The sequence below is a fragment of the Actinomadura kijaniata genome (assembly GCF_014138665.1).
In the GTDB taxonomy this organism is placed as follows: domain Bacteria; phylum Actinomycetota; class Actinomycetes; order Streptosporangiales; family Streptosporangiaceae; genus Spirillospora; species Spirillospora kijaniata.
Genome location: NZ_JACJIA010000014.1, coordinates 102,860 through 129,084 on the forward strand (window position 1 = coordinate 102,860; position 26,225 = coordinate 129,084).

The following is a 26,225-nucleotide window of genomic DNA, read 5'->3' on the forward strand; positions in this document are numbered from 1 at the left end:
CACATACCGGTCGGGTGGGTCGCCGGCCAGTATCCCGCGCGACGCGAGAGCGACCCACGGGCGGCCGGCCCATGGGTCGCTCTCGCGGTCGAAGGTCAGTCCGTGCCGGTCTCCATCGCGGCGCTGTCGAGCAGCTCCTCCTCGGAGGGGGCCACCCCGCGCGAGGCGATCGCCTCGGCGCCGCCCTCGGGCATCGCGCCGATCAGCCCGGTCGCGGCGGCCTGCGCGGCGCCGACCGGCGACGCGTCGGCCCCGCCGACCATGCCGAGCCCGACGTACTGCTCCAGCTTGGCGCGGGAGTCGGCGATGTCGAGGTTGCGCATGGTGAGCTGGCCGATCCGGTCGACCGGGCCGAACGCCGAGTCCTCGGTCCGCTCCATCGACAGCTTGTCCGGGTGGTAGCTGAGCGCGGGCCCGGAGGTGTCCAGGAGGGAGTAGTCCTCGCCGCGCCGCAGCCGCAGGGTCACCTCGCCGGTGATCGCGGCCCCGACCCAGCGCTGGAGCGACTCGCGCAGCATCAGCGCCTGCGGGTCCAGCCAGCGGCCCTCGTACATGAGCCGGCCGAGCCGCCGCCCCTCGGCGTGGTAGGTGGCGAGGGTGTCCTCGTTGTGGACGGCGTTGACCAGCCGCTCGTAGGCCGCGTGCAGCAGCGCCATGCCCGGCGCCTCGTAGATCCCCCGGCTCTTGGCCTCGATGATCCGGTTCTCGATCTGGTCGGACATGCCGAGCCCGTGGCGGCCGCCGATGGCGTTGGCCTCCAGCACCAGGTCGACGGCGGTGGGGAACTCCTTGCCGTTGATCGTCACCGGCCGGCCCCGCTCGAAGCCGATCGTGACGTCCTCGGTGGGGATTTCGACGTTCTGGTCCCAGAACCGCACCCCCATGATCGGCTCGACGATCTCGATGCCGGTGTCGAGGTGCTCCAGGGACTTGGCCTCGTGGGTCGCGCCCCAGATGTTCGCGTCGGTGGAGTAGGCCTTCTCGGTGCTGGCCCGGTAGGGGAGGTCGCGGGCCAGCAGCCACTCCGACATCTCCGTACGGCCGCCGAGCTCGTTGACGAACTCGGCGTCCAGCCACGGCTTGTAGATGCGCAGCGAGGGGTTGGCGAGCAGGCCGTACCGGTAGAACCGCTCGATGTCGTTGCCCTTGAAGGTGGACCCGTCGCCCCAGATCTGGACGTCGTCCTCCAGCATCGCCCGCACCAGCAGGGTGCCGGTCACCGCCCGCCCGAGCGGGGTGGTGTTGAAGTAGGCCCGGCCGCCGGACCGGATGTGGAACGCCCCGCAGGCCAGGGCCGCGAGACCCTCCTCCACCAGGGCCGCCCGGCAGTCGACCAGGCGGGCGACCTCGGCGCCGTACTCGGTGGCGCGCCCGGGCACGGAGGCGATGTCGGGCTCGTCGTACTGGCCGAGGTCGGCGGTGTAGGCGCACGGCACGGCGCCCTTCTCGCGCATCCACGCGACCGCGACCGAGGTGTCGAGACCGCCGGAGAAGGCAATGCCGACGCGTTCGCCGACAGGGAGGGAGGAGAGCACCTTGGACATGAGTAAGAGTATGCACACTAATGAATGAACATGCAACGCCGTTCTTGAAGACGGTGTGTTCCGCATGCGGGGGCACACGGCTCCGGCAGGCGGCGTGACATGCGCTCAGGGCCCATGGCAAAGGGGTTCGGGCCGCTCCACCCGGCCGACGGGACGAGGTCGGAGACGGGCTGATCGGGCGGATCGCCAAGCGGCGCCGCGCCCGCCCGGACGGCCGTTACCCCGGCCGGATGAGCGGCGTCGTCCGGCCTCGGCGGGCGAACGTGGGGAACGTCGGCCGCCACCTGCGGCGATCGCAAGATCAAGGCTGGAAGGTGTCGCCTGCCCGCGCCGTCGCCGTCGTCCTCGCTGGACGTTTCCTGGCCGTCACCGGTGACGATCACGCCGTTCGCTCGATGGGGCATCACCGCCGTGGCATGCGGCTCTGGGGCGGATCAGCGGGCGGTGTCCGCCTCGGGGCGGGTGGCGGCGACGACCAGGGAGATCAGTTCCTCGTGGACGTCCTGGAGCGGGCGGGCCGAGCTCTCGGCGCGGGCCAGGATCATCGCGCCCTCCACGGCCGCCAGCATCACGGTGGCCAGCCGGGGCGCGCGGGCCGGAGGCGTTCCGTAGTGGACCAGCGCCTCGGCCGCCGCCTCCTGCCAGGAACGGTAGGCCGCCCGGCACGCCTCGGTCAGCGCCGCCGAGGCCGGTACCGAGTCCAGGGTGACGGTGCTGACCGGGCAGCCGTTCAGGTAGCCCGTCTCGACCAGCCCGCCCGCCAGGTGCTCGACCATCAGGCCGCAGAACGTCTCGACGTCGGGCGACTCCTCGACGGAGGCGGCGATGAGCCCGGTGTACTCGGCGGCGGCCTCGGTGATCGCGGCGACCGCCAGCTCCTCCTTGCCACCGGGGAACAGGAAGTAGATCGAGCCGCGCGGGGCGCCGCTGGCGGCCACGATCTCGCTCATGCCGGTGGCCTGGTAGCCCTGGCGTTGCAGCAGCTCCCGGGCGGCCCTGATCAGGCGCTGGCGGGAGTCGGAACGCGGTCGGGCCATGGCCCCACAATACTATGATGACCGTTCCACTTAATGGGGGGAGAATGATGAAGGTCTTCGTCACCGGGGCCACCGGGTTCCTGGGCGGGCGTGTCGTCGACGGGCTGCTGGCCGAGGGGCACCGGGTACGGGCGCTGGTGCGGGACCCCTCCCGCGCTCCGCGGGGTGTCGAGGTGACCCGTGGCGGGCTGGCGGACGTGGCGGCGTGGGAGGCGGACCTGGCCGGTTGCGACGTGGTCGTCCACCTGGCGGCGGTCGTCTCCACCTGGGAACGCGGGGACGGGCTCTCGCGCGTCAACGTCGGGGGCACCCGCGACCTGATCGAGGCCGCGAAGCGGCACGGGGTGCGGCGTTTCGTCCACATGAGCAGCGAGTCGGTGCTCCAGGAGGGGCGGCCGCTGCTGGACATCGACGAGGGCCACCCGGCGGCGGACCGGCCGAGCTCCCGCTACGGCGCGGCCAAGCTGCTGGCCGAACGCGCCGTGCGCGCCCACGCGGGCGGGATCGAGACCATCACGCTGCGCCCGGCCTTCATCTGGGGCCCGGGATCGGCGCACGTCGCCGGGTTCGTCGCCCGCGCCCGGGCCGGGAGGCTGCCGCTGGTCGACAAGGGCCGGGCGGTCGTGGAGCACGTCCACGTCGACAACGTCGCCGCCGCGACCGTCGCGGCCCTCACCGAGGGCGCCCCCGGCGGGACCTACTTCATCACCAACGGCGAGCCCATGCCGGTCCGGGACCTGCTCGGCGGCATCCTCGGCGCCTTCGACACCGCGCTCCCCACCCGTTCGCTCCCCGGCCGCCTGGCCTACGCGGCGGCGGGCGCGGGGGAGCGGCTGTGGCGGACGCTGCCGCTGCCCGGCCGCCCCCCGGTCACCCGGTTCGAGGTGGAGTTCCTGGCGCTGCCGCGCCGCTACGACATCACCCGGGCCCGGACCGAGCTCGGTTACGTCCCGGCGGTCACCTTCGCCGACGGTCTGAAGACCCTCGGCACCGCGCGCTGAGCCGGACGGCCCGCCGCCCGCCGCCCCGGGCGGCGGGCGGCGCTTCTTCGAGATTGCCCGATCGGGACGGCCGCCTCTTCGCCGAGGCGTGCTGCCGTTATCTTCCGTTCATGGCGAACGCGTCCTGGAACGCGGCTCGCCCACGGCAGGGTGACCGAGATTCCGGGGAAGAGCCGATGGTCGTGCACATCACCGCCGACAACTGGGCGGAGACACGTGAGTACCTGCGGACACGCTCGGCGCGGTTCACCGCCCTGGCGGTCCAGGCCGCCGCGACGCGCCGCCGGGCCACGGCCGACTGGTCGGTGACCGACACCGCCGCCCATGTCGCGACCCTGGCGCGGACGTGCTCCGGCCTGGTCGACCCCGGCCACGCCCCCGGTCCGTTCACCGGCTTCGACGACCTGCTGGAGCGGACCGTCGTCGACACCGTGGACGAGTTCAACGAGGTCCTTCTCGAACGCCTCCCCGACCGGGCCCCCCGCGAGCTGGCCCGCGCGACACGGCACGACGTGGACCACATCCTGCGCGTCACCGAGGGCGCCGACCCCACGGCGCCGGTGTCCTGGCTAGGCGGATCCCGGGTGCCGCTCGCGGGGGTGCTGGCGCACCTGCTCAACGAGTTCCAGGTGCACGGCCGCGACATCGCGAACGCCGCCCGCCTCCCTTGGCGGGTCCCGCCCCGCGAGGCCGCGCCGTTCTTCGAGCAGTTCCTGGTCGGCGTGACCGACTACGGCTACGGGAGGCTGCTCGACGGCCACGGCCCGCCGCCCAGGGGCCGGGTGGCCGTCGAGTTCCGCTCGGAGCACACCACGCCCGTCACCATGGCGCTGACCGACGGGTTCGCCACGGTCGAACGTCCCGGCGGCGAGCCGGACGTCCGCCTGTCCTTCGACCCGACCGTCCTCAACCTGATGCTGTTCGGCCGCGTGAGCAAGGCCCGCGCCGTCCTGACCGGGAAGGTCGTCATACGGGGCCCGCGCCCGTGGAAGCTGCCCGGCTTCCTCCGCATCGTGCGCCTGCCGTCCTGAACGGCGGGGCCCCGCGCATCGCACCCCGTTACTTACCATGTGGTAAGAAAAGTGGATCCGGTGAAGTATGGCCCCGCCGTTCGGAGGCACCGTGAAGGAATCGACGCCCCTGGTCCCGCTCCCGCAGAGCGTGGAGACGTTCGACGGAGACGGGCTCCGGCTCGGGACGCGGCCACGCGTCGCGGTCTCCGGCGACGCGCCGCGCGGGCTGGGGGAGACCGTCGTCGAACTGCTGGCGCGGCTGCACGACGTGGAGCCCGTCCTGACCGGCGGGGACGCCGACCTGCGGCTGGTGCTGGCCGACCGGGTCCCGGTGAGCGGGATCGCGGACGTCCGGGGCGTCGATCCGCTGGACGGGGAACCGGGCGAGGCCGGTGTCCGGGAGCGCTACGAGCTGGTCGTGACCGGGGACGGGGCCACGGTGACCGCCCGCGCCGCCGAAGGGCTCTTCCGGGGGGCCACCACCTTCGCCCAGGCGCTGCGGCCGGGAGACGGCGGACCGGCCGCGCCCGCGATGCGGGTCGCCGACGGTCCCGCGCTCGCCTGGCGCGGCCTGTCGCTGGACGTGGTGCGCCGGTTCTTCACCGTCGCCGAGGTCAAGCGGGTCGTCGACCTGCTGGCGCTCTACAAGTTCAACGTGCTGCACCTGCACCTGAGCGACAGCCAGGCGTGGCGGCTGGAGCTTCCCGGATGGCCCCGCCTGACCGACCCGGCGCGCTGGCCCGGCGGGCCGCTGGCCGAGGACGGGGTGCGCCCGTACTACACCGAGGAGGACTTCCGGGAGATCGTCGCCTACGCGGCCGACCGGTTCGTCACCGTCGTGCCCGAACTCGACATGCCCGGTCACGTGCTCGCGGCCGTCCGCGCCTACCCGGAGTTGCAGGGCGAGGCGGAGCCGGCGCACGAGCTGCTGGCCTACCTCGACCCGCGCTCGGAGAAGGCCGCCCGGTTCGCGGCGGACGCGCTCGCCCGGCTCGCCGAGCTCACCCCCGGACGGTACCTGCACCTGGGCGGCGACGAGGCGTTCGGGATGCCCGACGAGCTGTACGCGGCGTTCGTCGCCCGCGCCCTGGAGATCGTCCGCGGCACCGGCAGGAAGGTCGTCGGCTGGCAGGAGACCGCCCGCTCCGGCGCGCTGACGCCGGACGACGTCGTGCAGGCGTGGATCGGCTCCGGCGACGAGTTCGACCTCGACGCCGCCCGCGAGACCACCCCGCCCGAGTACCACGGGCTGCTGGAGACCGTCGCCGAGACCTTCGCGCGGTCGGCGCACGACGTCCCGGCCGCCGTCGCCGCGGGCGTCCCGGTGCTCGCCTCGGCCAGCAGCTTCCTGTACCTGGACCGCCGTCACGCCGAGGAGTCGCTGGACGCCGACCAGAACGCCCGGCGCACGCGCGTCGGCTTCGGCGATTACCAGCCGCGGACCTGCCGCGGCCTGTTCGGCTGGACCCCCGACACCCTGGTCGAGATCCCGGGGGAGGCGCGGCTCGCCGGGGTGGAGGCCGCGGTCTGGTGCGAGACGGTCACCGGGTTCGAGGACCTGGCGTTCCTGCTGCTGCCCCGGTTGCCGGGGGTCGCCGAGAAGGCGTGGACCCCCGGCGGCACCGCGTGGGACGACTACCGGGGCCGGGTGGCCGGGCACCGCGGCTGGTGGGAGCGCCTGGGCTGGGGCGGCTACTTCCGCTCCGCCGAGCTGTTCTCCCGGTAGGCGGACCGCTCGAACGCCTCCCGGCGGTCCCGCTGCCGGGCGACGTCGGCCACCGGGGCGGCCAGCATCAGGCTGCGCGTGTAGGAATGCGCGGGACGCTCGGTCACCTCGGCGGTGTCCCCGGTCTCCACGATCGCGCCGCGCCGCAGGACCGCCACCCGGTGGCTGACGAAGCGGATCACCGCCAGGTCGTGCGAGACGAACAGGTAGGAGACCCCGGTGCGTTCCTGGATCTCCAGGAACAGGTCCAGCACCGTCCGCTGGGTCGTCAGGTCCAGCGCCGACACCGGCTCGTCGCACACGATCAGCTTCGGGTCCAGCGCGAGCGCGCGGGCGATCGCCACGCGCTGGCGCTGGCCGCCGGAGAACTCGCGGGGCAGCCGTTCGGCGGCGTCCGGCGGCAGCCGCACCCGGTCCAGCAGCCCGCCGACCCGGCGGCGCGCCTCGGCGGCGGGCACGCCCTGCGCCAGCAGCGGCTCGGCCAGGGTGTCGCCGATGGTCAGCGACGGGTTCAGCGAGGTGTAGGGGTCCTGGAACACCACCTGGAGGTCCCGGCTGAGCTCGCGGCGACGGCGGGCGGTGGCGCGTTCGATCCGCTCGCCCGCGAACGTGACCGTGCCCGAGCGCACCGGGACCAGGCCGAGGATCGCCCGGCCGAGGGTGGTCTTGCCCGACCCCGAGCCGCCGACCAGGCCCAGCGTCTCGCCGGGCCGCACCGCCAGCGACACGCCGTTCAGCACGTCGGCCGCCGGGGCGCGCCATCCCCGCCCGGGGAACGACACCCGCAGGTCGGCGACCTCCAGGAGGTTGCCGTCGGTCACGTCGTCGGTGGTCACGGGGTCCTTCCCTTCAACGGCGGCCGGGCGGGGGCCCGGTCCAGCACGGCGTCCAGCAGCGTGCGCGTGTAGGGCTCGCGGGGGTCGTGCAGGACCTGCTCGGCGGTGCCGGTCTCGACGACGCGGCCCTCGTGCATCACGGCGACCCGGTCGCACACGTCGGCGACGACGCCGAGGTTGTGGGTGACCAGCAGGACGCCGAGGCCGCGTTCGCGTTGCAGCCGCCGCAGCAGCCCCAGCACCTCGGCCTGCACCATGACGTCCAGCGCGGTCGTCGGCTCGTCGGCGACCAGCAGCCGGGGGCCGCACGACATCGCGCCCGCGATCAGCACGCGCTGCGCCATGCCGCCGGAGATCTGGTGCGGGTAGGAGGCCAGCACGCGTTCGGGGTCGGCGATCTCCACCTGGCGCAGCAGGTCCAGCGCGCGCCGCCGGGCCTCCGCCCGGGAGATCCCCAGCTTGTACCGCATCGGCTCGGTGAGCTGCGCGCCGATGGTGAACGAGGGGTCCAGGTTGCTCATCGGCTCCTGCGGAACGTAGGCGACCACGGTCCCGCGCAGCGCGCGGTGCTCGCGTTCGGGCAGCCCGACGACCTCCCGGCCGTCGACCGTGACGCTGCCCCGGCTGACATGCCCGCCCTCGGGCAGGATGCCGAGGATCGAGAACGCCGTCTGGGTCTTGCCCGACCCGGACTCGCCGACCAGCCCGACGATCTCCCCTTCGCGCACGTCGAGATCGACGCCGTGCACGACCTCCCGGACGGTGCCGTCGGGCAGGAGGTAGGAGACGGCGAGGTCGCGCACCGACAGCAGCCCCGCCCGGTCGTCGCCGTCCCCGGCGGGTGCGGTGGACGCGGCGGGCGCGGCGGCCGGGCGCCTGCGGCGGACCGGGTCGGCGCCCCGGTCCTCCAGCGCGTCGCGCAGCGCGGCGGCCAGCAGCACCAGCGAGGCGCTGGTCAGGCCGAGCGCCAGTCCCGGCCACACCATCATCGCCGGGGCGCGCTGGAGGTTGGCGAACGCCTCGTTCAGCATCGCGCCCCAGGTGGGCGTGTCGCCGCTGCCGATCCCCAGGAACTCCAGGCCCGCCTGCAACCCGATCGCGATCCCGGCGACCAGCGCGGTCTGCACGATGACGGGGGCGCGCACCACCACCAGCACGTGCCGGGCCACGATCCGCGCGTCCCGCAGTCCCGACACCCGCGCGGCGTCCACGTACAGCTCGTTCCGGACCCCGGCGACGGTGCCGCGCACCAGCCGGAAGAAGCTCGGTGCGATCAGCACGCCCAGCACGACCATCAGCACCCACACGGTGGGCCCGAGGATCGCGCGGGAGGCGAGCAGCACCACCATCGCGGGCAGCGCCATGACCAGGTTGGCGGTCCAGGACGCGGCGGCGTCGAACCGGCCGCCCCGGTACCCGGCCACCAGCCCGGACGGGACGCCGACCACCAGCGCGACCGCCAGCGCCAGCAGCGCTCCGCCCAGGGTGTTGCGGCCGCCGTGCAGCAGCCGCGCCAGCACGTCCCGGCCCGCCGAGTCGAAGCCCAGCGGATGCCCGCCGGTCGGGCCGCCGAACGAGTCGCGCAGGCTGGCCACGGCCGGGCCCTGCGGGCTGAGCAGCGGCGCGCACAGCACCGCCAGCACGATCAGGGCGAGCACCACCGCCGGGACCAGCCCGAGCGGGTTGCGCAGCACCCGGCGGGCGACCCTCCGCGCGCTCACGCCGTCCTCGCCTTCGGGTTGAGCCAGCCGACCAGCAGGTCCACCGCGAGGTTGACGGCGACGACCCCGACGACGGCGACCATCACCAACGCCATGATCACCGGGATGTCGCCGCGCGTGGTGTAGGTGACGGTCATCGCGCCGATCCCCGGCAGCCCGAAGATCTGCTCCACGATGACCGCGCCGCCCAGCAGCCCGACGAACTGCATGCCCAGCACCGTCAGCGCGGGGGCGGAGGCGTTGCGCAGCACGTGCCGGAACAGGATCCGCGACGGCGGCAGCCCGCGGGCGCGCAGCGTGCGCACGTAGTCCTGCCGCAGCACGTCGATCACCGCGCCGCGCACCTGCTGGGACACGCCCGCGATGGCGGCGACCGACAGCGACGCCACCGGCAGCGTGATCGTGGACAGCCAGCCGGGCACCGACTCGGTCAACCCGATGTAGCCGATGGCCGGGAACCAGCCGAGCCGCACCGCGAACACCACGACGATGACCAGCGTGACCAGGAAGCCGGGCAGGGCGTACCCGAGCACGCCGAGCACCTGCACCAGGCGGTCGGCCGCGCCGCGCCGGACCCCCGCCCACACCCCGAGCACCAGCGACAGCACGGCGGTGACGAGGGTGACACCGACCATGAGGCTGACGGTGACCGGCAGCCGGGTGGCGATGGCCCGCACCACGTTCTCGCCGGTGAACCAGGAGGTGCCGAAGTCGCCGCGCACGGCGTGCGCGAGCCAGTCGGCGTACTGGACGGGCGCCGGGCGGTCCAGGCCGAGTTCGCGGTTCTTGGCGGCGACGGTCTCGGCGGGCGCGCCGGAGCCGAGGATCTGGCGGCCCACGTCCGTGTCGGGCACCGACAGCAGGAGGTAGGACAGCGCGGAGACCACGAACAGGAGCACCGCCCCCGCCGCGACCCTGCGTACGACGAAGCTCACCATGTCACTTGGCGGGGGCGTAGTTGTAGATGGACGGGACGGCCATCCCGGACTGCGGGGTGACGCGGACGGTGCCGTCGCTGACGTGCAGGTAGCCCATGCGGTAGAAGGGCACGAACCACGCCTGCTCCACCAGGTGCCGGTTGAGCTTCCGCAGGTCCTCCCTCGCCTGCGCGCCCTCCGTCCGCTGGATCCTCGGCAGCAGTTCCCTCACCGTGTCGTCGGTGGTGCCGAACATGTTGAAGACGCCGGGCAGGACGTAGTCGTTGATGCCGATCCAGTCGACGGCGTGCTGCCCGAGGTTCATGACCATGGCGGGGTAGGCGCGGTCGGTGAAGATCTTCCGGATGGCGCCGGCGTCGACGTTCTCCCAGGCCAGCTTGACGCCGATGGCGTTCAGGTCGGTCTGCAGCGACGAGGCCAGCGCGTCGGGGACGATCGCCGTCACGCGCGGCAGCCGCAGCGTGAACCCCGAGGCGTACCCGGCCTGCCTGAGCAGGTCGCGGGCCTTGGCCGGGTCGTGGGCGTAGTGGGAGTCCAGCTCCTTGAGGTAGCCCGCCGCCTGGGTGCCGAAGATCTGGGCGGTGGCCTCGCCGCGCCCCTGCCGGATCTTGTCCAGCATCGTCCGGCGGTCGATGGCGTGGTTCAGGGCCTGCCGGACGCGGGGGTCGCGCAGCGCGGGGACCAGCGCGCCGCCCCGGTCGAACAGGACGATGCCCTGGAAGTCGAACTCCTGCTTGGCCTTGCTCAGCTTCCGGTCGTTCTCGACGGCGGCCTGCTGGTCGGCGGCCTGGAGCAGCGCGGCGTTGATCTGGCCGGTGCGCAGGCCGTTGACGATGGCGGTCTCGTTGTTGAAGTAGCTGATGGTGAGGTTCTCGTAGGGCAGGCGGGTGCCCCAGTAACCGCGGGCCCGCGTGTAGACCCACCGGGTGCCGATGGCGGACTTGGCGGAGTCCAGCTCGTAGGGGCCGGTGCCGTCGGGCCTGGTCTTCAACGGGTCGCCGGGCTTGTCGAACGCCTTCGGGTTCGCCATGAGACCGGCCGCGTCGCTCAGGAAGTAGAGCATCGCGGGGTTGGGCTGGGACAGCTTGAGCGTCACGTGCGTCTTGTCCACGACCTCGATGGACCTGACGTCCTTGAGCGTCTTGGCCTGCGCGCCGGCCTTCTTGCCGAAGCGCTCCATGTTCGCCTTGACGGCGGCGGCGTCGAACGGGGTGCCGTCGTCGAACGTCACGCCGTCGCGCAGCGTCAGCCTGAGTTCGGTGCGGTCGTCGTCGTACTTCCACCCGGTGGCGAGCATCGGACTGTAGGAGCCGTCGGGCTCGCGCTTGACGAGCGTGTCGTACACCGCCTGGAAGAACGGCAGCGCGCTGCCGTTGGCGTCGGCCGGGTCCAGGCTCTGGGGCAGCGTCATCGTGGCGATCGTCAGGGTCGTGGACCCCGCGCCGCCCTCGCCCCCGCTGCCGGCGCATCCGGTGAGGGCCGCCGCCGCGGTGACGCAGAACGCGGCGAGGGTGACGGCCCTGGTGCTCTTCTTCATGGATCCACTCCGTTATGCGGACGAAACCGCCGTCTCGGCGAGTTGCCGGGGAGCATACAGCCGAAACTAACCACGTGGTAGGTTTTGCCCGCGGCTTGTGGCGGAGACGGACGGCCGTACGGTGGGCGCAGGACCGGACCCGCCCACGGCGCGGTCCTGACGTGCCCGAACCCACCCGACGTCCCAGGAAGGCCCCGGCCCGTGACCGAGCAGTCCCCACGCCGCATGACCAAGGGCGAGCGCACCCGCGCGCGCATCCTCGACTCCGCGACCGAACTGTTCTCCCGTTCGGGCTTCCACGCGGTGTCGCTGCGCGACATCGCCGCGCACGCCGGGCTGACCCACGCGGGGCTGCTGCACCACTTCCCCGGCAAGGAGGAGCTGCTCGTCCAGGTGCTCGGCCGCCGCGACCGGGTCGACGCCCGGCTGCTGTTCGGCCCGGGCACCGCCACCCCCGAGGGCGTGCTGCGGACCGTCGTCGGGTTCGTGGCCCGCAACATGACCACGCCGGGACTGGTCGGCCTCTACGTGAAGATCTCCGGCGAGTCCGTCGCCCCCGAGCACCCCGCGCACGCCTACTTCGTCGACCGCTACCGGGTGCTGCGCGAGCAGCTCACCGGGGCGTTCGCCGCGCTGTTCGCCAGGGCCGACCCGCCGCCGGGGCACGACCCCGCCCTGGCGGCCCGGCAACTGCTGGCCCTGATGGACGGGCTGCAGACCCAGTGGCTGCTGGAACCCGACGCGGTCGACATGCACGCCGCGGTCACGGCGTTCATCCGCCAGCTCGGCCTGGACCTCGACCTGACCCCCGAACCCGCACCCGGCCCCTGACCTCCAGAGGGAGCACATGACCCGGTCCGACCTGACCCTCGCCGAAGCCGCCTCGCTGACCTCCGGCGCCGACACCTGGACCACCGCCGCCGTCCGCGACGCGGTCCCGCCCGTCACCCTCGCCGACGGCCCGCACGGCATCCGGCGGCAGGACCCCGAGGCGGGCGACGCCCTGGGCCTCACCCGCAGCGTCCCGGCCACCTGCTTCCCGCCCGCGGTCGCGCTCGGCTCCTCCTGGGACCCGGACCTGGCCCGCCGCGTCGGGGCGGCGCTGGCGGTGGAGGCGGCCGCGCTCGGGGCCGACGTGGTGCTCGGACCCGGCGTCAACATCAAGCGTTCGCCGCTGTGCGGCCGCAACTTCGAGTACTTCTCCGAGGACCCGCACCTGACCGGCGTCATGGGCGCGGGCGTCGTGTCCGGGATCCAGTCGCGCGGGATCGGCGCGTGCGTGAAGCACTTCGCGGTCAACAACCAGGAGACCGACCGGATGCGCGTCAGCGCCGACGTCGACGAGCGGACGCTGCGCGAGATCTACCTGCCCGCGTTCGAGCACATCGTGCGGCACGCCCGGCCGTTCATGGTCATGAGCGCCTACAACCGGATCAACGGCGTGCCCGCCAGCCAGAACCGGTGGCTGCTGACCGAGGTGCTCCGCGGGGAGTGGGGCTTCGACGGCGTGGTCGTCTCCGACTGGGGCGCGGTCGACGACCGGGTGGCGGCGCTCGCCGCCGGGCTCGACCTGGAGATGCCGCCGACCGGCACCGACCACGAGATCGTGGACGCCGTCCGCTCCGGCCGCCTGGACGAGGCGGCCGTGCACCGCGCCGCCGGCCGGGTGCGCGCGCTGGCCGAGCGCGTCGCCTCCGCCGAACGCCACGACGGCTGGGACGTCGAGGCCCACCACGAGCTGGCCCGCGAGGCGGCCCGCGCCTCGGCCGTGCTGCTGAAGAACGACGAGGACCTGCTGCCGCTCGACCCGGACGCCCGGCAGCGGATCGCCGTGGTCGGCGAGCTGGCCCGCACCCCGCGTTACCAGGGGAACGGCAGCTCGCACGTGGTGCCGACCCGGCTCGACAACGCCTGGGACGCCCTGACCGCCGCCGCCGGCGAGGCCACCACCCTGACCTTCGCCGCCGGATACCGCCTGGACGGCGCGGCCGACGACGACCTGGAACGCCGGGCCGCCGACGCGGCGGCGGACGCCGACGTCGCGCTGGTGTTCCTCGGCCTGCCCGACGAGGCCGAGTCCGAGGGCTTCGACCGCACCACCCTCGACCTCCCGGACGTCCAGGTGCGCCTGCTGCGCCGGATCGCCGGACGGTGCCCCCGGGTCGTGGTCGTGCTGGCCAACGGCGGCGTGGTGTCGGTGGCCGGGTGGCGGGACGCGGCCTCGGCGATCCTGGAGTGCTGGCTGCCGGGCCAGGCGGGCGGCTCGGCCGTCGCCGACCTGCTGCTGGGCGCGTGCAGCCCGTCGGGACGGCTCACCGAGACGATCCCGCTGCGCCTCGCCGACGTCCCCTCCCACCTGCACTTCCCGGGGAGCGACGGGCACGTGGTCTACGGCGAGGGCCGCTACGTCGGCTACCGGCACCACGACACGCTCGGGACCGAGGTCGCCTACCCGTTCGGGCACGGGCTGAGCTACACCCGCTTCGAGTACTCCGACCTGGAGGTCCGCGAGACCGGGGACAACACCTGGGACGTCGGCCTCACCGTCACCAACACGGGCGGGCGGGCGGCGCACGAGGTCGTCCAGCTCTACGTGGCCTTCGACGAGGAGCGCCCCACCCGGCCCCGGCACGAGCTGCGCGGCTTCGCCAAGGTCGCGCTGGAGCCCGGGCAGAGCGCCCCGGTGTCGTTCGGCCTCACCGGACGCGACCTCGCGCGGTGGTCGGTGGCGCGCGGCGGCCGGCGGATCGACCCGGGGCGGTTCACGGTCGAGGTGGGGGCGTCCTCCCGCGACATCCGGCTGCGCGCCGAGCTGAGCACGCCCGGCGACGGGTGGGTGCCCGCGCTGGACGGGATGTCCACGCTCGGCGAGTGGCTCGACCACCCGGTCGGCGGGCCGGTGCTGCGGGAACGGCTGGGCGGCGCGTTCGGCGGCCGGAACGGCGGCGGCCCGCCCCCGGCGCTGCTCGCCCTGGCGCGGGGCATCCCGCTGGTGAAGTTCCGCACCTTCGGGATCGGGCTGGACTTCGAGGTCGTGAACGAGCTGGTGGCGGCGGTGCGGAACACCCGGCACGACTGACGCGCGCCTCACCGACCCTGCCGTCGCGGGCGGCCACCAGGTAGAACGGACCCAGCCCCTCGGGCCCCTCGTACTCCTCGGCCCGAGAACGCGCGGGGAAACCCAGCCTGCGCGCGCCGTGGCCTTCGGGCAGGCGGTGGGTCTGGGGGTGCGCAGGCCGCCGTCCCCGGCAGCACCACGACCACCGGGACGATGAGCGCGGCGCGGCAGGCGTCCGGTGAGCCGCCGGTGCCGACCGCCGCGCCGGACTGGGTGAAGGTGTACAGCAGCCCGTAGGCCACCACCGCCAGCAGGAAGCCACCGAAGGTCACCCGACCGGTGCCGTAGCGGCGCCAGCACCGCGTCACAGCCCGTCAAGGATCGCCCCGGCGATCACAGCGGACCCGATCCGGCAGGCGGGTTCTCACCCACGGGGTGCCGGGGGGAACGGGCGGGGGTTTCGGAACGCGTGGGGAACGCCGCACGTCGGCGTCGCTGTCACACAACCTCATGACGGGTGGGCGCCGGTCAGCGGTCCTGGGATCGGACGATCTCGACGCCGAGGGCTGAACAGAAGGCACCGGTACGCCGCTATGCCCTCGGCGCCAGGACGAACCTCGTGGCCGTCGCAGCCCGGTCCATCGGAGGGCGGGGAAGCCGGGCATCCGCCTCACCGCGATCACCCAGCGTCCCACCACAACCGGCCGTACCCGGGGAGTTCTTGGTGACCGCTGTCATGGCCGCGCGGGAACCGTGATGTGCATGATCGCGTCCTACGCGGTGCACGTGGCGACCAGGACGAAGGAGACCGATGGGTTCGCAGTTCACGATCTACAGCGTGAGCATCGAGAAGATGGCCGCCTCGATCCGGCGTCCCGCGCCCGGCACGGTGGAGACGAGCCGGCAACGGGCCGCGGCCGTCGACGCGCGTTGGGAGCTGGAGGCGTCTCGGACGATGGTCGAGGCCGTGGACGACATCTTCGGCGATCGTCCCAAGGACCCGGAGGCCGGCCACGTCTATGCCCTCGTATGGCAGGACCTGATCGAGTACGACGAGTCGACCCGTTTCGATTTCGGGCCGCTGCGGCTGGGCGCGCAGTACCTGCGGGAGGCGAGCGAGGAGTTCGAGAGTGCCGGCGTGCCTCGTGAGCTCACGCCAGTGCGATTCATGTACGACCATCCGTTCGCCGGTACGCCGCTATCGAGGCACATGCCGGTCATCGGGCATGTGCCGGCCGCGCGGATGCCGCGGATGCGCCAGGTGTACGGCGGGATCGTTGACCAGGTGGTGGCGGCCGACCTGGTCAAGGTGCTGTTGGCCGCGGTGGACGAGACGCTCGACTTCAACGCGTTCGCACGCGAGGTCCCTGATGGACCGCTACCGCTGCGCGACCTGGTCACCTTCTACGGCTGACCGGCCATCGGGTGGCCGTCCCGCAGGGAGGAGGGGCGGTCCCTGGTCTGGATGGGGCGAGGTAGCGGCTGTCCACGACGTAGGAGGGCTCCACCTGTCAGCCACCAAGGTCAGGCCATGGCTTCGGCCTGTTCGCGGGTGCGGGCCGGGTCGGTGCCCGGTGTGTGGGCGGGGGCGACGGGGGCGCGGGTGGTGCCGGCGGGGACCCTGGCCTGCGCCTGCCGGAACTCCCTGATCGGACCGATGGTGGCGTGGACGCCGTTGAGGACCAGCCAGAGGGCGGTGCGGCGCGCCCGCAGCTCGACGGGGTTGGGCGGGCGGTGCATGACCATCGAGGCGGCCCAGCGGGGGAGGGTGTCGCGGATCGCCCAGTCCATGAACGGGCCGGTGAGCAGGGTGGTGGGGGCGTCGCGGAGGTTGGGGCCGGTGCGGGCGGCCTGGCCGTGGGTGAGCGCCAGGCAGGGCAGGTGCGCCTTGAGGCATTCGAGGGTCTCGGCCTTGGTGGTGGGCAGGTCGGTTCCGCCCAGGGCGTGCCCGACGCGGACGAACTCCCCGTAGTAGCGGTCCAGGTCCTTCCCGCGCAGCGGGCGGGGGTGGTAGCGCTCGTGGGCGGTGGCCAGCCCCCACACGACGGTGGCGTAGTTCCAGCGCAGCCATCGGGGGTCGTCGGCGTCGTAAGCCAGGCCGTCGGGACGGGTTCCCTTGACGGTGTGGTGCATGGCGCGCACGGTCCGGGCGAGGCGTTCGGCGGTGGCGGTGGAGCCGTAGGCGGTGCCGATGAAGAACGACAGGGAGTGCCCGAACCGAACGGCGGCCCCTTCCTGGTCGAGTCCGCCGGTCGGTCTTCCGTCGTCGTCCCTGGCGATGAGCCGGGAGTGGTGAACGCCCATCCAGTAGATGCTGGGGTCCAGCCCTTCCAGGAAGGCCGCGCACGCCAGCCCGAAGGACAGCAGGGGAGTGTGGGAGTGCACGTACCACACCGCGCTGTCGGGGCCGAACCATCCCGGGTCGCCCTCGGGCCCGGCGAACTCCAGCCCCCTGAAGAAGCGGGACCTGACCTGGGTGTCGAAGTGGTCGTCGAACCGTTCGGCGAGAGGCCGGACGAGCGTGCGGTGAGGCAGGGGGACCATGCCGACTCCCAACTCTGGCTACAGGTGTGACCAGAGTAGGGCATTTCTGGCTACGGGTGTAGCCAGAAGTGGGGCGGATAGGCTGGGCCGGTGGCGAACGACACGAGGACCGCGGCGACCCGATGGGCCGGCGTCCCGCTGGCCGCCCGGCGCGAGGAGCGCCGCGCCCGGCTGGTGGAGGCGGCGTTCGAGCTGTTCGGCACCCAGGGTGAGGCGGGGGTGTCGGTCCGCGCGGTGTGCCGGGCCTGCAGCCTGCACGCCCGCTACTTCTACGAGAGCTTCACCGACACCGACCAGCTCCTGGGGGCGGTCTACGACGCGGTCGCCGCCGAGCTGACCGGACGGCTCCTGGCGGCCTTGAAGGCGGCCGGTGACGACCCGGCGGAACGGATCCGGACCGGCATCCGCGGCGTGCTGGACTTCAGCTCGGCCGACCCGCGCCGGGGCCGGGTGCTGTTCACCGAGGCCCGCGCCAACCCGGTGCTGGCCGCCCGCCGCCAGGCCGCCCAGACCGCGCTGATGGACGAGGTCCTGCGCCAGGAGACGCGCACGCGTCCCGCCGTCGATCCGCGCCTGGCGCGCGTGGGCGCCGCGATGTTCACCGGAGCGATGGTGGAACTCGCCCAGCAGTGGCTGACCGGCGGCCTGGGCGATGACCTGGACGCCGTCGTCGACCACGCCGCCCTGCTGCTGGCACCGCACGCCCCGTGAAAGGGAGGCGCGGCGCTCTCGTGCTCCTGAGCGGGGATGAAAGCGATCTGACGCCGTGATGAAGGCGCCGGCTGGTTGGCTCTGAACCTCATCCCCGGGATCGGGCCTGACGGGAAGGGGCACGATGAGATATCCGAGAAGGTCGGCGGTGTTGGCTGTGCCGGTGGTCGCCGTTCTTCCGATGGGGGTCACCGCGAACGCCGCGTCGGCCTCGGCCGCCAGAGTGTGCGTGTCGGCGACCAGTTACATCAGCAACCAGGGTTCCGTCGGCGTCGGAGTGATGCACGACTGGAGGGGAACGGGCAACCTCTACGTCCAGGGGCTCTACGACAAGGTGCTGCCGGTCGGCCAGCGTACGGACTGCGCCGCCGGTTTCGGCTGGGGCCAGGCCAGGGGCTACTACATCGGCCCCGGGTGGTGCGCCGAGCTCAGGACCACCAACTCCGCGGGGAAGTGGTACACCTACGACATCGTCAGGTCCGGGCAGAGGGCCCGTCCCAACCTCGGCCGGACGATCGAGCGGTGGGAGGTCAACCCCGTGGCCTGCACCTAGAGGCCGGTCCGGATTCGAGGGCGGGGCACCGCGCCCCGTCCCCGAACGGCTCGTCACCTCCTCCGCCGTCCGATCGCCAGGGCGACGGCGGTCGTCGCGGCGAGCAGGCCCCAGGCCGGTGTGAAGCTGTGGGTGAGGTCCCGGACCAGGCCGAGGAGCGGCGGCGTCAGGATGATGACGACCTGGTTGGCGGACATGGCCAGGCCGAGGGCGAACCCGGTCCGTTCCGGGGGCGCCGACTCGGCCACGTACGCCACCCACGGGCCGTACCAGCCGAACCCGAAGAACCCGAGCCAGACGACCAGGACGCAGGCCGCCGTGGGGGAGCGGCCCAGCGGCGTCGTCAGCATCGCCGTTCCCGCGACCACGGCGACCATGCAGGTGACGACGCAGGCGTACCGTCCCGATCGCCGCCGGTCGCTCCAGGCCGCCAGCCCGATGCGACCGGCGACGCCCGCCACCTGGACCGCCACGAAGACGCCGACCGCGGTCCCGGCCGGGATCGCGGCGACGTCGTGCAGGTGCAGCACGGTCAGCACGAGCACGCCGGACTGGACGGAGATCAGGCTCGTCCCCGACAGCATGATCTTCACCATGGACGGCTCGCGGAGCATCCGCAGCCGGGCGCGGACCTGCGCCGCGAGCGGGGCGCGCGTCCCGCCCGCGGCGACGGCGCGGCCGGGCGGCCGGCGGTAGAGGCCGAGGAAGGCCCCGGCGCCCAGGAACGCGACGATCCCGCCCGCCACCAGCGTCGCGCGCCAGCCGTGGGTCGCGGCCAGCAAGGGCAGCACGGCCGCGGAGAACGCCCCGCCCAGCGGCGGGCCCGCCTGGCGGACGCCCATCGCGAGCCCCCGCCGCGAGCCGTCGAACCAGGTCGCCACCGACTTGCTCCCGCCGGGCTGGACGGTGCTGTACCCCGCGCCCACGACCAGCAGCACGAGGAGAAGGGCGGTGTACCCCGGCGCCAGGCTCCCCGCGCAGAGGGCGACGGCGACCAGGGAGAGACCGGCGCCGACGACCCAGCGCTCGTCGTGGCGGTCCAGCAGTTCCCCGGCCACCAGCAGCCCGACCAGCGGGACCAGCTGGGCCGCCGAGATCAGCAGCCCGAGCTGCGCCGTGCTCAGGTCGAGGTCGCGTTGCAGGTGGACGCCCATCGCCCCGATGCCCTGCACGAAGAAGCTGGCGGCGGCCTGGGTGAAGGTGGCGACGCCGAGGATGACCCAGCGGTAGCGGGACGCGTCGCGGGCGGGCCGGACGACGGTCATGGCCGCCAGTACAGGGCGGGGTCGGGATGGTCCACGAAGCCGAGTTCGCGGTAGAGCGGCGCGCCGTCGTGGGAGGCGTACAGGTCCACGCGGGCGACGTCCTGGTCCCGGAACCAGTCGAGCAGGCCGCGCATGATGGCGCGACCGTGCCCGCGCCGCCGGTGCGCCGGGTCGGTGACCATGCCGATCACGAGCCCGACCCGGCCGTTGCGCAGGTGCGGTCCGGGCAGCCGCGTCTCGACGCTGCCGATGCCGCAGGCGGCCAGGCCATCGCCGCCGTCGACGACGAGGATCCGCATGGTGCCGTCCGCCGGCCGTTCCTTCAGGACCACGGCCAGGGCGTCCCGCCACGCGCCGTCACCCGAGGCCGGGTTGAAGTAGTCACCGCCGAGGGTCTCGAACAGCAGCGCCCGCAGCCGCACGAGTTCCGCGACGTCGTCCTCCGTTGCCGGCCGTACGCCGGTGTGTTGTGCCATGCCGACCACCCTGCTGTAATGGTCTTGTGCATCTCAACCCTTACGGCGAGGACGCCGTGAACCTCGCCGCCGACCTCGCCAACCGGCGGCCGGAGACCCCCGGGGAACTCGCCGACCGCTGCCGCGCCGCCGGGCTGGTGCTGGAACGCCCGGTCTCGCAGGAGGACCTGGACCGTCTCGGGGCCGTGCTGGACGCCTGGGAGAAGGTCGTCGACGCCACCGGCGAACGCGAGCGCGCCGCCCTGGCCAACCGGATGCTGGCGGAGGCCGCCGCCTACCCGCGCCTGACCGACCACGCGGGCGGCTGGCACCTGCACTACCGCGACGACGGGCAGCCGCTCGGCGCGGTGCTGTTCTCCCTGATCTCCGTCGGCACGGCGCTGCACCTGGCGGGACGGGGCATGCACCGGCTGCGGCGCTGCGCCGTGACCGAGTGCGACACGATCTTCGCCGACACCTCCCGCACCGGCCGGCAGCGCTACTGCTCCCACCGCTGCGCCAACCGCGACGCGGTCCGCCGCCACCGCGCCCGGACCGCCGCCCCCTCGGGGGCCGCGACCGGCTGATGGCCACGATCGGACGGCCGGCCCGGTGAACGGTCCCCGCGCCGACGAAGGGCGGCGTCGCCATCGCCGGGGTTTGGGACGCCGCGAATGCGGCGGGGGGCGTGGCGTTCGGCGGCGACCTGCGCGATGTGATCGCGCGGCGCCGCCGGAGGCGTGACGTTACTTCGCATTGACCAATTAGGTCAATGTCCTGTTTCCCGTTATCTGAAATCGCCCCCGGCCGGTCGGGAAGGCCCGAAGCGGGCCGGTAACGTCGGCCCCCAGCCCTCCATCGAAAGTCCCCGCTGCGACCTCCGGCACTGTTCCCTCTGACGGAGAAGAAGGCGAATGCAAGTCCTGGTCGTCAGCCCGCCCAATTCCAACACCGTGATCGACGGTGCCTCGTGCACCGTCACCAGGCCCGAAGAGCACACCGACTGGTCCGACTTCCCCAACCTCGGGGTGCTCACCCTGGCCTCGGCGCTGCGCGCCGTGCCCGGCGTGGAGCCGGTCTACGTCGACGGCACCGTCGTGCCCTGGCCGGACGTCCTGGCGCACGTCGAGGCCAACGCCGGCGACATCCTCGCGATCTGCGTCAGCGCGCTGACCGCGACCTACGAGGCCGGCCTGCAACTGTGCGCCGCCGCCAAGAGGATCGACGAGCGGATCGTCACCGTCTTCGGCAACGACCACCTGACCGCGCTCACCCGCGAGTGCCTGACCTCCCGGACGCGCGTCATCGACTACGCGTTCGTCGGCAACGAGGTCGTGGGAGGTTTCGTCGACCTCATCCGAACGCTGAGCGCGGGCGGCGAGGTGTCCCCACCGGACCACCCGGGGCTCGTCGTCCTCGACGGGCAGAGGGTCGTGGCCACCCCGCAGCGCGAGGAGCCCATCCACACGGCGATCGACTACTCGCTGCTGGACCGCGTGTTCGAGCACTCCAAGCTGTACCACGAGAACTTCCACGGCCGGGTGGTGCCGACGTTCGCCCGCCTCACCGGCCGCACGGTCACCGCCGGGGCGCCGGTCGAGATCGGCCGGGGGTGCATCAAGTTCGCCCGCGACGACGCCTGCTCGTTCTGCTCGATCCAGTACGGCGGCATGTGGCGGAACTCGGTCCCCGACGCCCCCGCGGCGTGGGCGCTGGTGGAGGCGGCGTTCCGGGCGGGCTACGACTACCTCTACCTCACCGCCGACGAACTGCCGCTGACGTTCGGCAGGCTGCTCCGGGAGATGGCCGAGTCGCCTCCCGGCTGGTGGACGGACCTTCCCGAGGACGACCGGCCGGTGATGGTCGGTTACGCCCGCGCCGACGGCCTGTCCGACGAACGCCGCGCCGCCACGTTGCGCGGGCTCGGCGTCCGGCAGCTGATGGTGGGCCTCGACGCCGGGACGCCGGTGTCCCTGCAGGCCATGAGGAAGCCGCTGGTCCCGATCCGGGACGCCGCGTCGGGCTACCGGGCGGAGCTGATGTTCGAGCACAACGTCCGGGCCCTCCGGGTGGCCCGGGACCAGGGGCTGCTGCTCAAGGTCGGGTTCGTCGTCGGCCATCTCGGCATGGACGCGACGCTGCTGCGCGAGAACGTCGACTCGATGAAGGCGCTGCTCGACACCGCCGCGGGCGGCGTCGCGGCGCTGGACGTCGAGGTGCTGTCCCCCGAACCGGGCTCGCTGGACTTCACGATGCTGCTGGACCCCGACCGCGCCCGCGACCGCGCGGCCGGACTCGGGCTGCGGACGCCCGGCCGGCGCGTGCACGAGGCCCGGGCCCGCAAGTGGAGGGGCCGGGACGTCATCGACCGCGAGGAGGCGATGGCCGACTACGTCGAGTCGGTCATGCCCGGACTGACGCTCGACGACCTGGCGGCGGCGCGGGCGGAGGTCCGCGACCACGGCCGGAGCCTCGGGGTGACCATCGGCGCCTGAGCGGGCGCGTTCCCCACCCACTCCAGGGAGAAGCCCTCGTGACCGTCGCCGGACTGCTGGCCTTCGCGGGCCTGTGCCTGGTCCTCGCGATCACCCCGGGACCGGACACGTTCCTGGTGCTGCGCTGGGGGCTGTCGAGCGTGCGGGACGGGATGGCCTCGGCGGCGGGCTCGGGGGCCGGCTCGCTGCTGTGGGCGGCGACGGTCGCGTTCGGCCTGTCGGCGTTCCTCCAGCGGTCGGCGGCCACCTTCACCACACTCAAGATCGCCGGAGGGCTGTACCTGCTCTACCTCGGCGTCACGGGGCTGCGATACCGCGCGCGGCGCCACGGGCCGGACGAGGAGCCGCCCCGGGAACCCGCGGCGGCGGGCGTCGGCCCGGCGCTGCGGTCGGGGCTGCTGTCCTGCCTGCTGAACCCCAAGGTCGGACTGTTCTTCCTGGCGGTCGTCCCGCAGTTCCTCCCGGCGGGGGACGTCACCCCCTTCTCGATCATGGTGCTGGGGGTGATCGACGCCGTGGTGGCCTTCGTATGGCTGGCGCTGGTGGCCGTCGCCGCGGCCCGGGCGGCGGCCTGGCTGCGCCGCCCCGCGGTCACGCAGGGGCTGCACTGGACCAGCTCCGCCCTGCTCGCCCTGCTCGGCCTCGGGGTCGTGGCGGCGGCCATCTGAGACCGGCGCGGCACCGCGTTCCCGAACGGGTGCCGACGGCGCCTCGTAAGGGTTATAGTTTTATTACACCGGTTACGCGGAGGTGCCGTGAAGATCCCCATCAACGACTACGCCGCGGGCGCGGCGGTCGCGACCGACCTGGTCACCACCTCGCCCACCGTCCGGGTCACGGGGGACGCGCTGCCCGGTCCGGGCGCGCTGGCGGCCTTCCTCGCGGAGCGCGGCCTGCGCCTCGACGCCCTCGCCGGCGGCCGCCCGCCGACCGAGGAGGACGTCCGCGAGGTGCACTTCCTGCGCCGCGAGGTCCGGGGCGTCATCGAGACCGAGACCGCCGAGCAGACCGTCGCGGGCGCGTCGGTGCTGATCCGGCGCGCCGGGCAGGCCCCGGTGCTGGAGCGCGGGGACGACGGCCGGTGGCAGTGGCGGGTCCCCACCGCGCCGGACGCGCCGCTGGCCGACGAGCTGGCCGCGTTCGTCGCGGTCGGGCTGCTGGGCGCGGTGCGGGCACTGGGACACGACCGGTTCCGCGCGTGCGAGGCGCCGGGCTGCCGGGGCGTGTTCGTCGACACCAGCAGGGCGGGACGCCGCCGCTACTGCATGCCCGACCTCTGCGGCAACCGCGTCAACGTCGCCAACCACCGCGCACGACGACACCACCTGGAGGACGTGACCCGATGATCACATCGCCGCTGACCGACGCCATCCGGCTCCCCGACGGCACCTGGATCCGCGGCCGGGGCCTGCGCCGCCCCCTGCCCGAGGGCCCCGCCCCCGAGGTCGGGCTCTACCTCGGCTCCGCGCGGCTGCGCCGCCGCCACGAGGGGACGCTGTCCTGGCCGCACACCTGGATCGACTGGCCCGACTTCCTGCTGCCCCGCGACTCGGGCGAGGCGGTCCGGCAGATCCGCGCGCTGCACGAGAAGGCCCGGTCCGGCGCGGCGGCCGAGGTGGCCTGCGGGGGCGGCGTGGGCCGCACCGGCACGGTCATCGCCTGCCTCGCGATCCTGTCCGGGCTGGACCCGGCGGACGCGGTCGCGTGGGCCCGCCGGCACCACCACCCCAAGGCCGTGGAGACACCATGGCAGCGCCGCTGGGTGGCCCGCTTCCCGGCGGCCTGACCCTGCCCCGCGCCACCTCCGGGCCGAGGCGCCGCCGAAAGGACCGGGCCGTCGTGTTCGCCTGGCGGCCGGTCAGCCGTCGTCGGAACGGTCGGCGAGGGCGGTGGCCAGGACGCGGTGCAGGGCGGCCAGGTCCGCGGCCATGTCGATGTCCGGGTTCAGCAGCCACTGGAGTTGCAGGCCGTCGATGGCGGCCAGCAGCATCCGGGCGGCCCACGCGGCGTCGACCGGGGTGGCCCGCGCGGTGGGAACGGGCGGAGCCTCGGCGGAGGACTTCAGGAACGCGGCGGTCCCGTCCCGGTAGCGCTCGTAACGCTCGGCGAAGTACCCGTGGGCCGGATGGCCGGGCTCGGCCGCCGCGGCGGCGACGTCCAGGAACAGCTTGACCAGGCCCGGCGTGCCGGCGTTGTGGGCGATCACCTGGAGTGCCGCGCCCGGGTCCTCCCGCACGTCGCCGTACGCCTCCGCGTCGGCGCGGTCGCGGGCCTCCAGCACGGCGGTGAGCAGCGCCTCGCGGCTGCCGAAGTGGTGCAGCACACCGGCGTCGGTCATGCCGACGCGCTGGGCGATCTCCCGGACCGAGACCCCGCGGGTGCCCGCCTCCGCGTAGAGGGCCAGGGCCGCGTCCAGGATCTGCCGCCGTCTCGCCGTGGACTTGGCGTACGGGCCTCGCGGTCGGCGGGTGGTCACGCGGGGTAGTCTAGCCACCCCAAAACCTTGCGCTGCTAGGTTTTTGTTTCTAGGGTGGGGCGGCCGCGGACGCGGCGCCCGTTCGACGTCCCGACGCGAAGGACACCCGTGAGCACCGACCTCCGTCTTCCCGCCGACTTCCTGTGGGGCGCCTCCACCGCCGCCCACCAGATCGAGGGCGGCAACACCAACTCCGACTGGTGGGCCCTGGAGCACGGCGACCTCGGCTCGTCCCACATCAAGGAGCCCAGCGGGGACGCCTGCGACAGCTACCACCGCTGGCGCGAGGACATGGACCTGCTGGCCGGGCTCGGTTTCACCGACTACCGCTTCAGCGTCGAATGGGCGCGCGTCGAGCCCGCGCCCGGCGAGTTCTCCGCCGCCGCCATCGCCCACTACCGGCGGATGGTCGAGGGCGCGCTCGAACGCGGGCTGCGGCCGATGGTGACCCTGCACCACTTCACCTGCCCGCGCTGGTTCGCCGCGCGGGGCGGCTGGGCCGCCGACGACTCGGCCGAGCTGTTCGCCCGTTACGTCCGCGCGGCCGCACCGGTCTTCCAGGACGGCGTCGCGCACGTGTGCACCATCAACGAGCCCAACATCGTCGCCGTCATGGCCGCGACCCGGTCCCTGCTGGAGGGCGGCGGCGCGATCCCCGCCGTGGGGATGCCGCTCCCCGACGCCGCCGTCACCGAGGCGCTGGCCCGCGCCCACCGCGCCGCGACCGCGGCGGTGAAGGAGACCGCCCCGCACGTGCGCACCGGCTGGTCCGTGGCCAACCAGGTCTACCAGGCGCTTCCCGGGGCGGAGGACGTGGCGGCGGCCCTCCGGCACCCGCACGAGGACGTCTTCCTCGAGGCGGCCCGCCGGGACGACTGGATCGGCGTCCAGTCCTACACCCGCAACCTCATCGGACCGGACGGCCCGCTGCCGGTGCCCGAGGACGCCGAACGCACCCTCACCGGCTGGGAGTACTACCCCGAGGCGCTGGGGCACGCGCTGCGGCACACCGCCGCGACCGTTCCCGGCGTCCCGCTGATCGTCACCGAGAACGGCATCGCCACCGACGACGACGCGCGCCGCGTCGCCTACACCACCGGCGCGCTGGCGGCGCTGCGCTCGGCGATGGAGGACGGCGTCGACGTGCGCGGCTACTTCCACTGGAGCGCCCTGGACAACTACGAGTGGGGGTCCTACGCCCCGACGTTCGGCCTCATCGCCGTCGACCGCCGTACCTTCGCCCGAACGCCCAAACCGTCCGCCGCCTGGCTCGGAGCCTTCGCGCGGACCCGCACTCTGCCAGGGGCCGACTGAC

24 protein-coding genes are annotated in these 26,225 nt (G+C 73.6%); 14 read left to right on the plus strand and 10 right to left on the minus strand.

Annotated elements, in window-relative coordinates:
* Nucleotides 1–95: 95 nt before the first annotated feature.
* Both argG and HNR61_RS38230 read right to left on the minus strand, forming a co-directional pair.
* Nucleotides 96–1,544: an argininosuccinate synthase gene (gene argG / locus HNR61_RS38225; RefSeq protein ID WP_182848031.1), complete on the minus strand. Its 1,449-nt coding sequence runs from the start codon at nt 1,542–1,544 to the stop codon at nt 96–98.
* 434 nt (nt 1,545–1,978) lie between these two features.
* Entirely contained in the window at nt 1,979–2,581 is a 603-nt protein-coding gene (locus HNR61_RS38230) for a TetR/AcrR family transcriptional regulator (protein WP_182848032.1), read from the minus strand.
* 44 nt (nt 2,582–2,625) lie between these two features.
* Between HNR61_RS38230 and HNR61_RS38235 the strand changes: the two genes are divergently transcribed.
* The 3 genes from HNR61_RS38235 (at nt 2,626) to HNR61_RS38245 (ending at nt 6,321) form a co-directional block, all read left to right on the plus strand.
* Entirely contained in the window at nt 2,626–3,582 is a 957-nt protein-coding gene (locus tag HNR61_RS38235) for an NAD-dependent epimerase/dehydratase family protein (protein ID WP_182848033.1), read from the plus strand.
* A 176-nt stretch (nt 3,583–3,758) separates the two neighbouring features.
* Nucleotides 3,759–4,613: a maleylpyruvate isomerase N-terminal domain-containing protein gene (locus HNR61_RS38240; protein ID WP_182848034.1), complete on the plus strand. Its 855-nt coding sequence runs from the start codon at nt 3,759–3,761 to the stop codon at nt 4,611–4,613.
* 91 nt (nt 4,614–4,704) lie between these two features.
* Entirely contained in the window at nt 4,705–6,321 is a 1,617-nt protein-coding gene (locus HNR61_RS38245) for a family 20 glycosylhydrolase (RefSeq protein WP_182848035.1), read from the plus strand.
* On the opposite strand, the gene HNR61_RS38250 is transcribed toward HNR61_RS38245, so the two are convergent.
* Genes HNR61_RS38250 through HNR61_RS38265 form a run of 4 tightly spaced genes read right to left on the minus strand, consistent with a single transcriptional unit; the run spans nt 6,288 to nt 11,353 of the window.
* The gene (locus tag HNR61_RS38250) at nt 6,288–7,157 is read right to left on the minus strand and encodes an ATP-binding cassette domain-containing protein (protein WP_182848036.1); all 870 of its coding nucleotides are present in this window, start codon (nt 7,155–7,157) and stop codon (nt 6,288–6,290) included. The genes HNR61_RS38245 and HNR61_RS38250 overlap by 34 nt on opposite strands.
* Complete coding sequence (locus HNR61_RS38255; protein WP_312898302.1) at nt 7,154–8,878, minus strand: dipeptide/oligopeptide/nickel ABC transporter permease/ATP-binding protein; 1,725 nt, start codon at nt 8,876–8,878, stop codon at nt 7,154–7,156. The genes HNR61_RS38250 and HNR61_RS38255 overlap by 4 nt, the downstream gene beginning before the upstream one ends.
* Nucleotides 8,875–9,816: an ABC transporter permease gene (locus HNR61_RS38260; RefSeq protein WP_182848037.1), complete on the minus strand. Its 942-nt coding sequence runs from the start codon at nt 9,814–9,816 to the stop codon at nt 8,875–8,877. Before HNR61_RS38260 ends, HNR61_RS38255 begins: the two co-directional genes overlap by 4 nt.
* Nucleotide 9,817: 1 nt before the next feature.
* Nucleotides 9,818–11,353: an ABC transporter substrate-binding protein gene (locus tag HNR61_RS38265; RefSeq protein ID WP_182848038.1), complete on the minus strand. Its 1,536-nt coding sequence runs from the start codon at nt 11,351–11,353 to the stop codon at nt 9,818–9,820.
* A 201-nt stretch (nt 11,354–11,554) separates the two neighbouring features.
* On the opposite strand from HNR61_RS38265, the gene HNR61_RS38270 reads away from it, so the two are divergent.
* The 3 genes from HNR61_RS38270 (at nt 11,555) to HNR61_RS38280 (ending at nt 15,825) form a co-directional block, all read left to right on the plus strand.
* Complete coding sequence (locus HNR61_RS38270) at nt 11,555–12,184, plus strand: TetR/AcrR family transcriptional regulator (protein ID WP_312898303.1); 630 nt, start codon at nt 11,555–11,557, stop codon at nt 12,182–12,184.
* Nucleotides 12,185–12,200: 16 nt separating this feature from the next.
* Nucleotides 12,201–14,432, plus strand: coding sequence for a glycoside hydrolase family 3 C-terminal domain-containing protein (locus tag HNR61_RS38275; RefSeq protein ID WP_182848039.1), 2,232 nt, complete (start codon nt 12,201–12,203; stop codon nt 14,430–14,432).
* Nucleotides 14,433–15,222: 790 nt separating this feature from the next.
* A complete protein-coding gene (locus HNR61_RS38280) occupies nt 15,223–15,825 on the plus strand; it encodes a DUF7691 family protein (RefSeq protein ID WP_425544499.1) in 603 nt (200 codons plus the stop codon).
* Between the two features lie 110 nt (nt 15,826–15,935).
* Here the strand turns inward: HNR61_RS38280 and HNR61_RS38285 are convergent, their stop codons facing one another.
* Complete coding sequence (locus tag HNR61_RS38285) at nt 15,936–16,955, minus strand: oxygenase MpaB family protein (protein WP_182848041.1); 1,020 nt, start codon at nt 16,953–16,955, stop codon at nt 15,936–15,938.
* 90 nt (nt 16,956–17,045) lie between these two features.
* On the opposite strand from HNR61_RS38285, the gene HNR61_RS38290 reads away from it, so the two are divergent.
* Both HNR61_RS38290 and HNR61_RS38295 read left to right on the plus strand, forming a co-directional pair.
* On the plus strand, nt 17,046–17,666 hold the full coding sequence (locus HNR61_RS38290) for a TetR/AcrR family transcriptional regulator (RefSeq protein WP_182848042.1): 621 nt from the start codon (nt 17,046–17,048) through the stop codon (nt 17,664–17,666).
* 148 nt (nt 17,667–17,814) lie between these two features.
* Nucleotides 17,815–18,219 carry a hypothetical protein gene (locus HNR61_RS38295; RefSeq protein WP_182848043.1) on the plus strand — a complete coding sequence of 135 codons (405 nt, stop codon included), beginning with the start codon at nt 17,815–17,817 and terminating at the stop codon, nt 18,217–18,219.
* A 53-nt stretch (nt 18,220–18,272) separates the two neighbouring features.
* Here the strand turns inward: HNR61_RS38295 and HNR61_RS38300 are convergent, their stop codons facing one another.
* Both HNR61_RS38300 and HNR61_RS38305 read right to left on the minus strand, forming a co-directional pair.
* Nucleotides 18,273–19,484, minus strand: a complete 1,212-nt coding sequence (locus HNR61_RS38300; RefSeq protein WP_182848044.1) for an MFS transporter — start codon at nt 19,482–19,484, stop codon at nt 18,273–18,275.
* On the minus strand, nt 19,481–19,960 hold the full coding sequence (locus HNR61_RS38305) for a GNAT family N-acetyltransferase (RefSeq protein ID WP_182848045.1): 480 nt from the start codon (nt 19,958–19,960) through the stop codon (nt 19,481–19,483). The genes HNR61_RS38300 and HNR61_RS38305 overlap by 4 nt, the downstream gene beginning before the upstream one ends.
* Before the next feature lie 26 nt (nt 19,961–19,986).
* Here HNR61_RS38305 and HNR61_RS38310 point away from each other — a divergent pair, with 26 nt between their 5' ends.
* The 5 genes from HNR61_RS38310 to HNR61_RS38330 all read left to right on the plus strand — a co-directional run bounded on the left by HNR61_RS38310 (nt 19,987) and on the right by HNR61_RS38330 (nt 24,220).
* Nucleotides 19,987–20,526, plus strand: a complete 540-nt coding sequence (locus HNR61_RS38310; RefSeq protein ID WP_182848046.1) for a CGNR zinc finger domain-containing protein — start codon at nt 19,987–19,989, stop codon at nt 20,524–20,526.
* Between the two features lie 327 nt (nt 20,527–20,853).
* On the plus strand, nt 20,854–22,434 hold the full coding sequence (locus HNR61_RS38315; RefSeq protein WP_182848047.1) for a B12-binding domain-containing radical SAM protein: 1,581 nt from the start codon (nt 20,854–20,856) through the stop codon (nt 22,432–22,434).
* Nucleotides 22,435–22,472: 38 nt separating this feature from the next.
* Nucleotides 22,473–23,102, plus strand: a complete 630-nt coding sequence (locus tag HNR61_RS38320; RefSeq protein ID WP_182848048.1) for a LysE family translocator — start codon at nt 22,473–22,475, stop codon at nt 23,100–23,102.
* 87 nt (nt 23,103–23,189) lie between these two features.
* On the plus strand, nt 23,190–23,780 hold the full coding sequence (locus HNR61_RS50240) for a CGNR zinc finger domain-containing protein (RefSeq protein WP_182848049.1): 591 nt from the start codon (nt 23,190–23,192) through the stop codon (nt 23,778–23,780).
* Complete coding sequence (locus HNR61_RS38330; protein WP_182848050.1) at nt 23,777–24,220, plus strand: phosphatase domain-containing protein; 444 nt, start codon at nt 23,777–23,779, stop codon at nt 24,218–24,220. Before HNR61_RS50240 ends, HNR61_RS38330 begins: the two co-directional genes overlap by 4 nt.
* Nucleotides 24,221–24,292: 72 nt before the next feature.
* Here HNR61_RS38330 and HNR61_RS38335 read toward each other — a convergent pair whose 3' ends face one another.
* The gene (locus tag HNR61_RS38335) at nt 24,293–24,910 is read right to left on the minus strand and encodes a TetR/AcrR family transcriptional regulator (protein WP_220510307.1); all 618 of its coding nucleotides are present in this window, start codon (nt 24,908–24,910) and stop codon (nt 24,293–24,295) included.
* A 108-nt stretch (nt 24,911–25,018) separates the two neighbouring features.
* Between HNR61_RS38335 and HNR61_RS50245 the strand changes: the two genes are divergently transcribed.
* Nucleotides 25,019–26,224 carry a glycoside hydrolase family 1 protein gene (locus HNR61_RS50245; RefSeq protein WP_182848051.1) on the plus strand — a complete coding sequence of 402 codons (1,206 nt, stop codon included), beginning with the start codon at nt 25,019–25,021 and terminating at the stop codon, nt 26,222–26,224.
* Nucleotide 26,225: the final 1 nt, after the last annotated feature.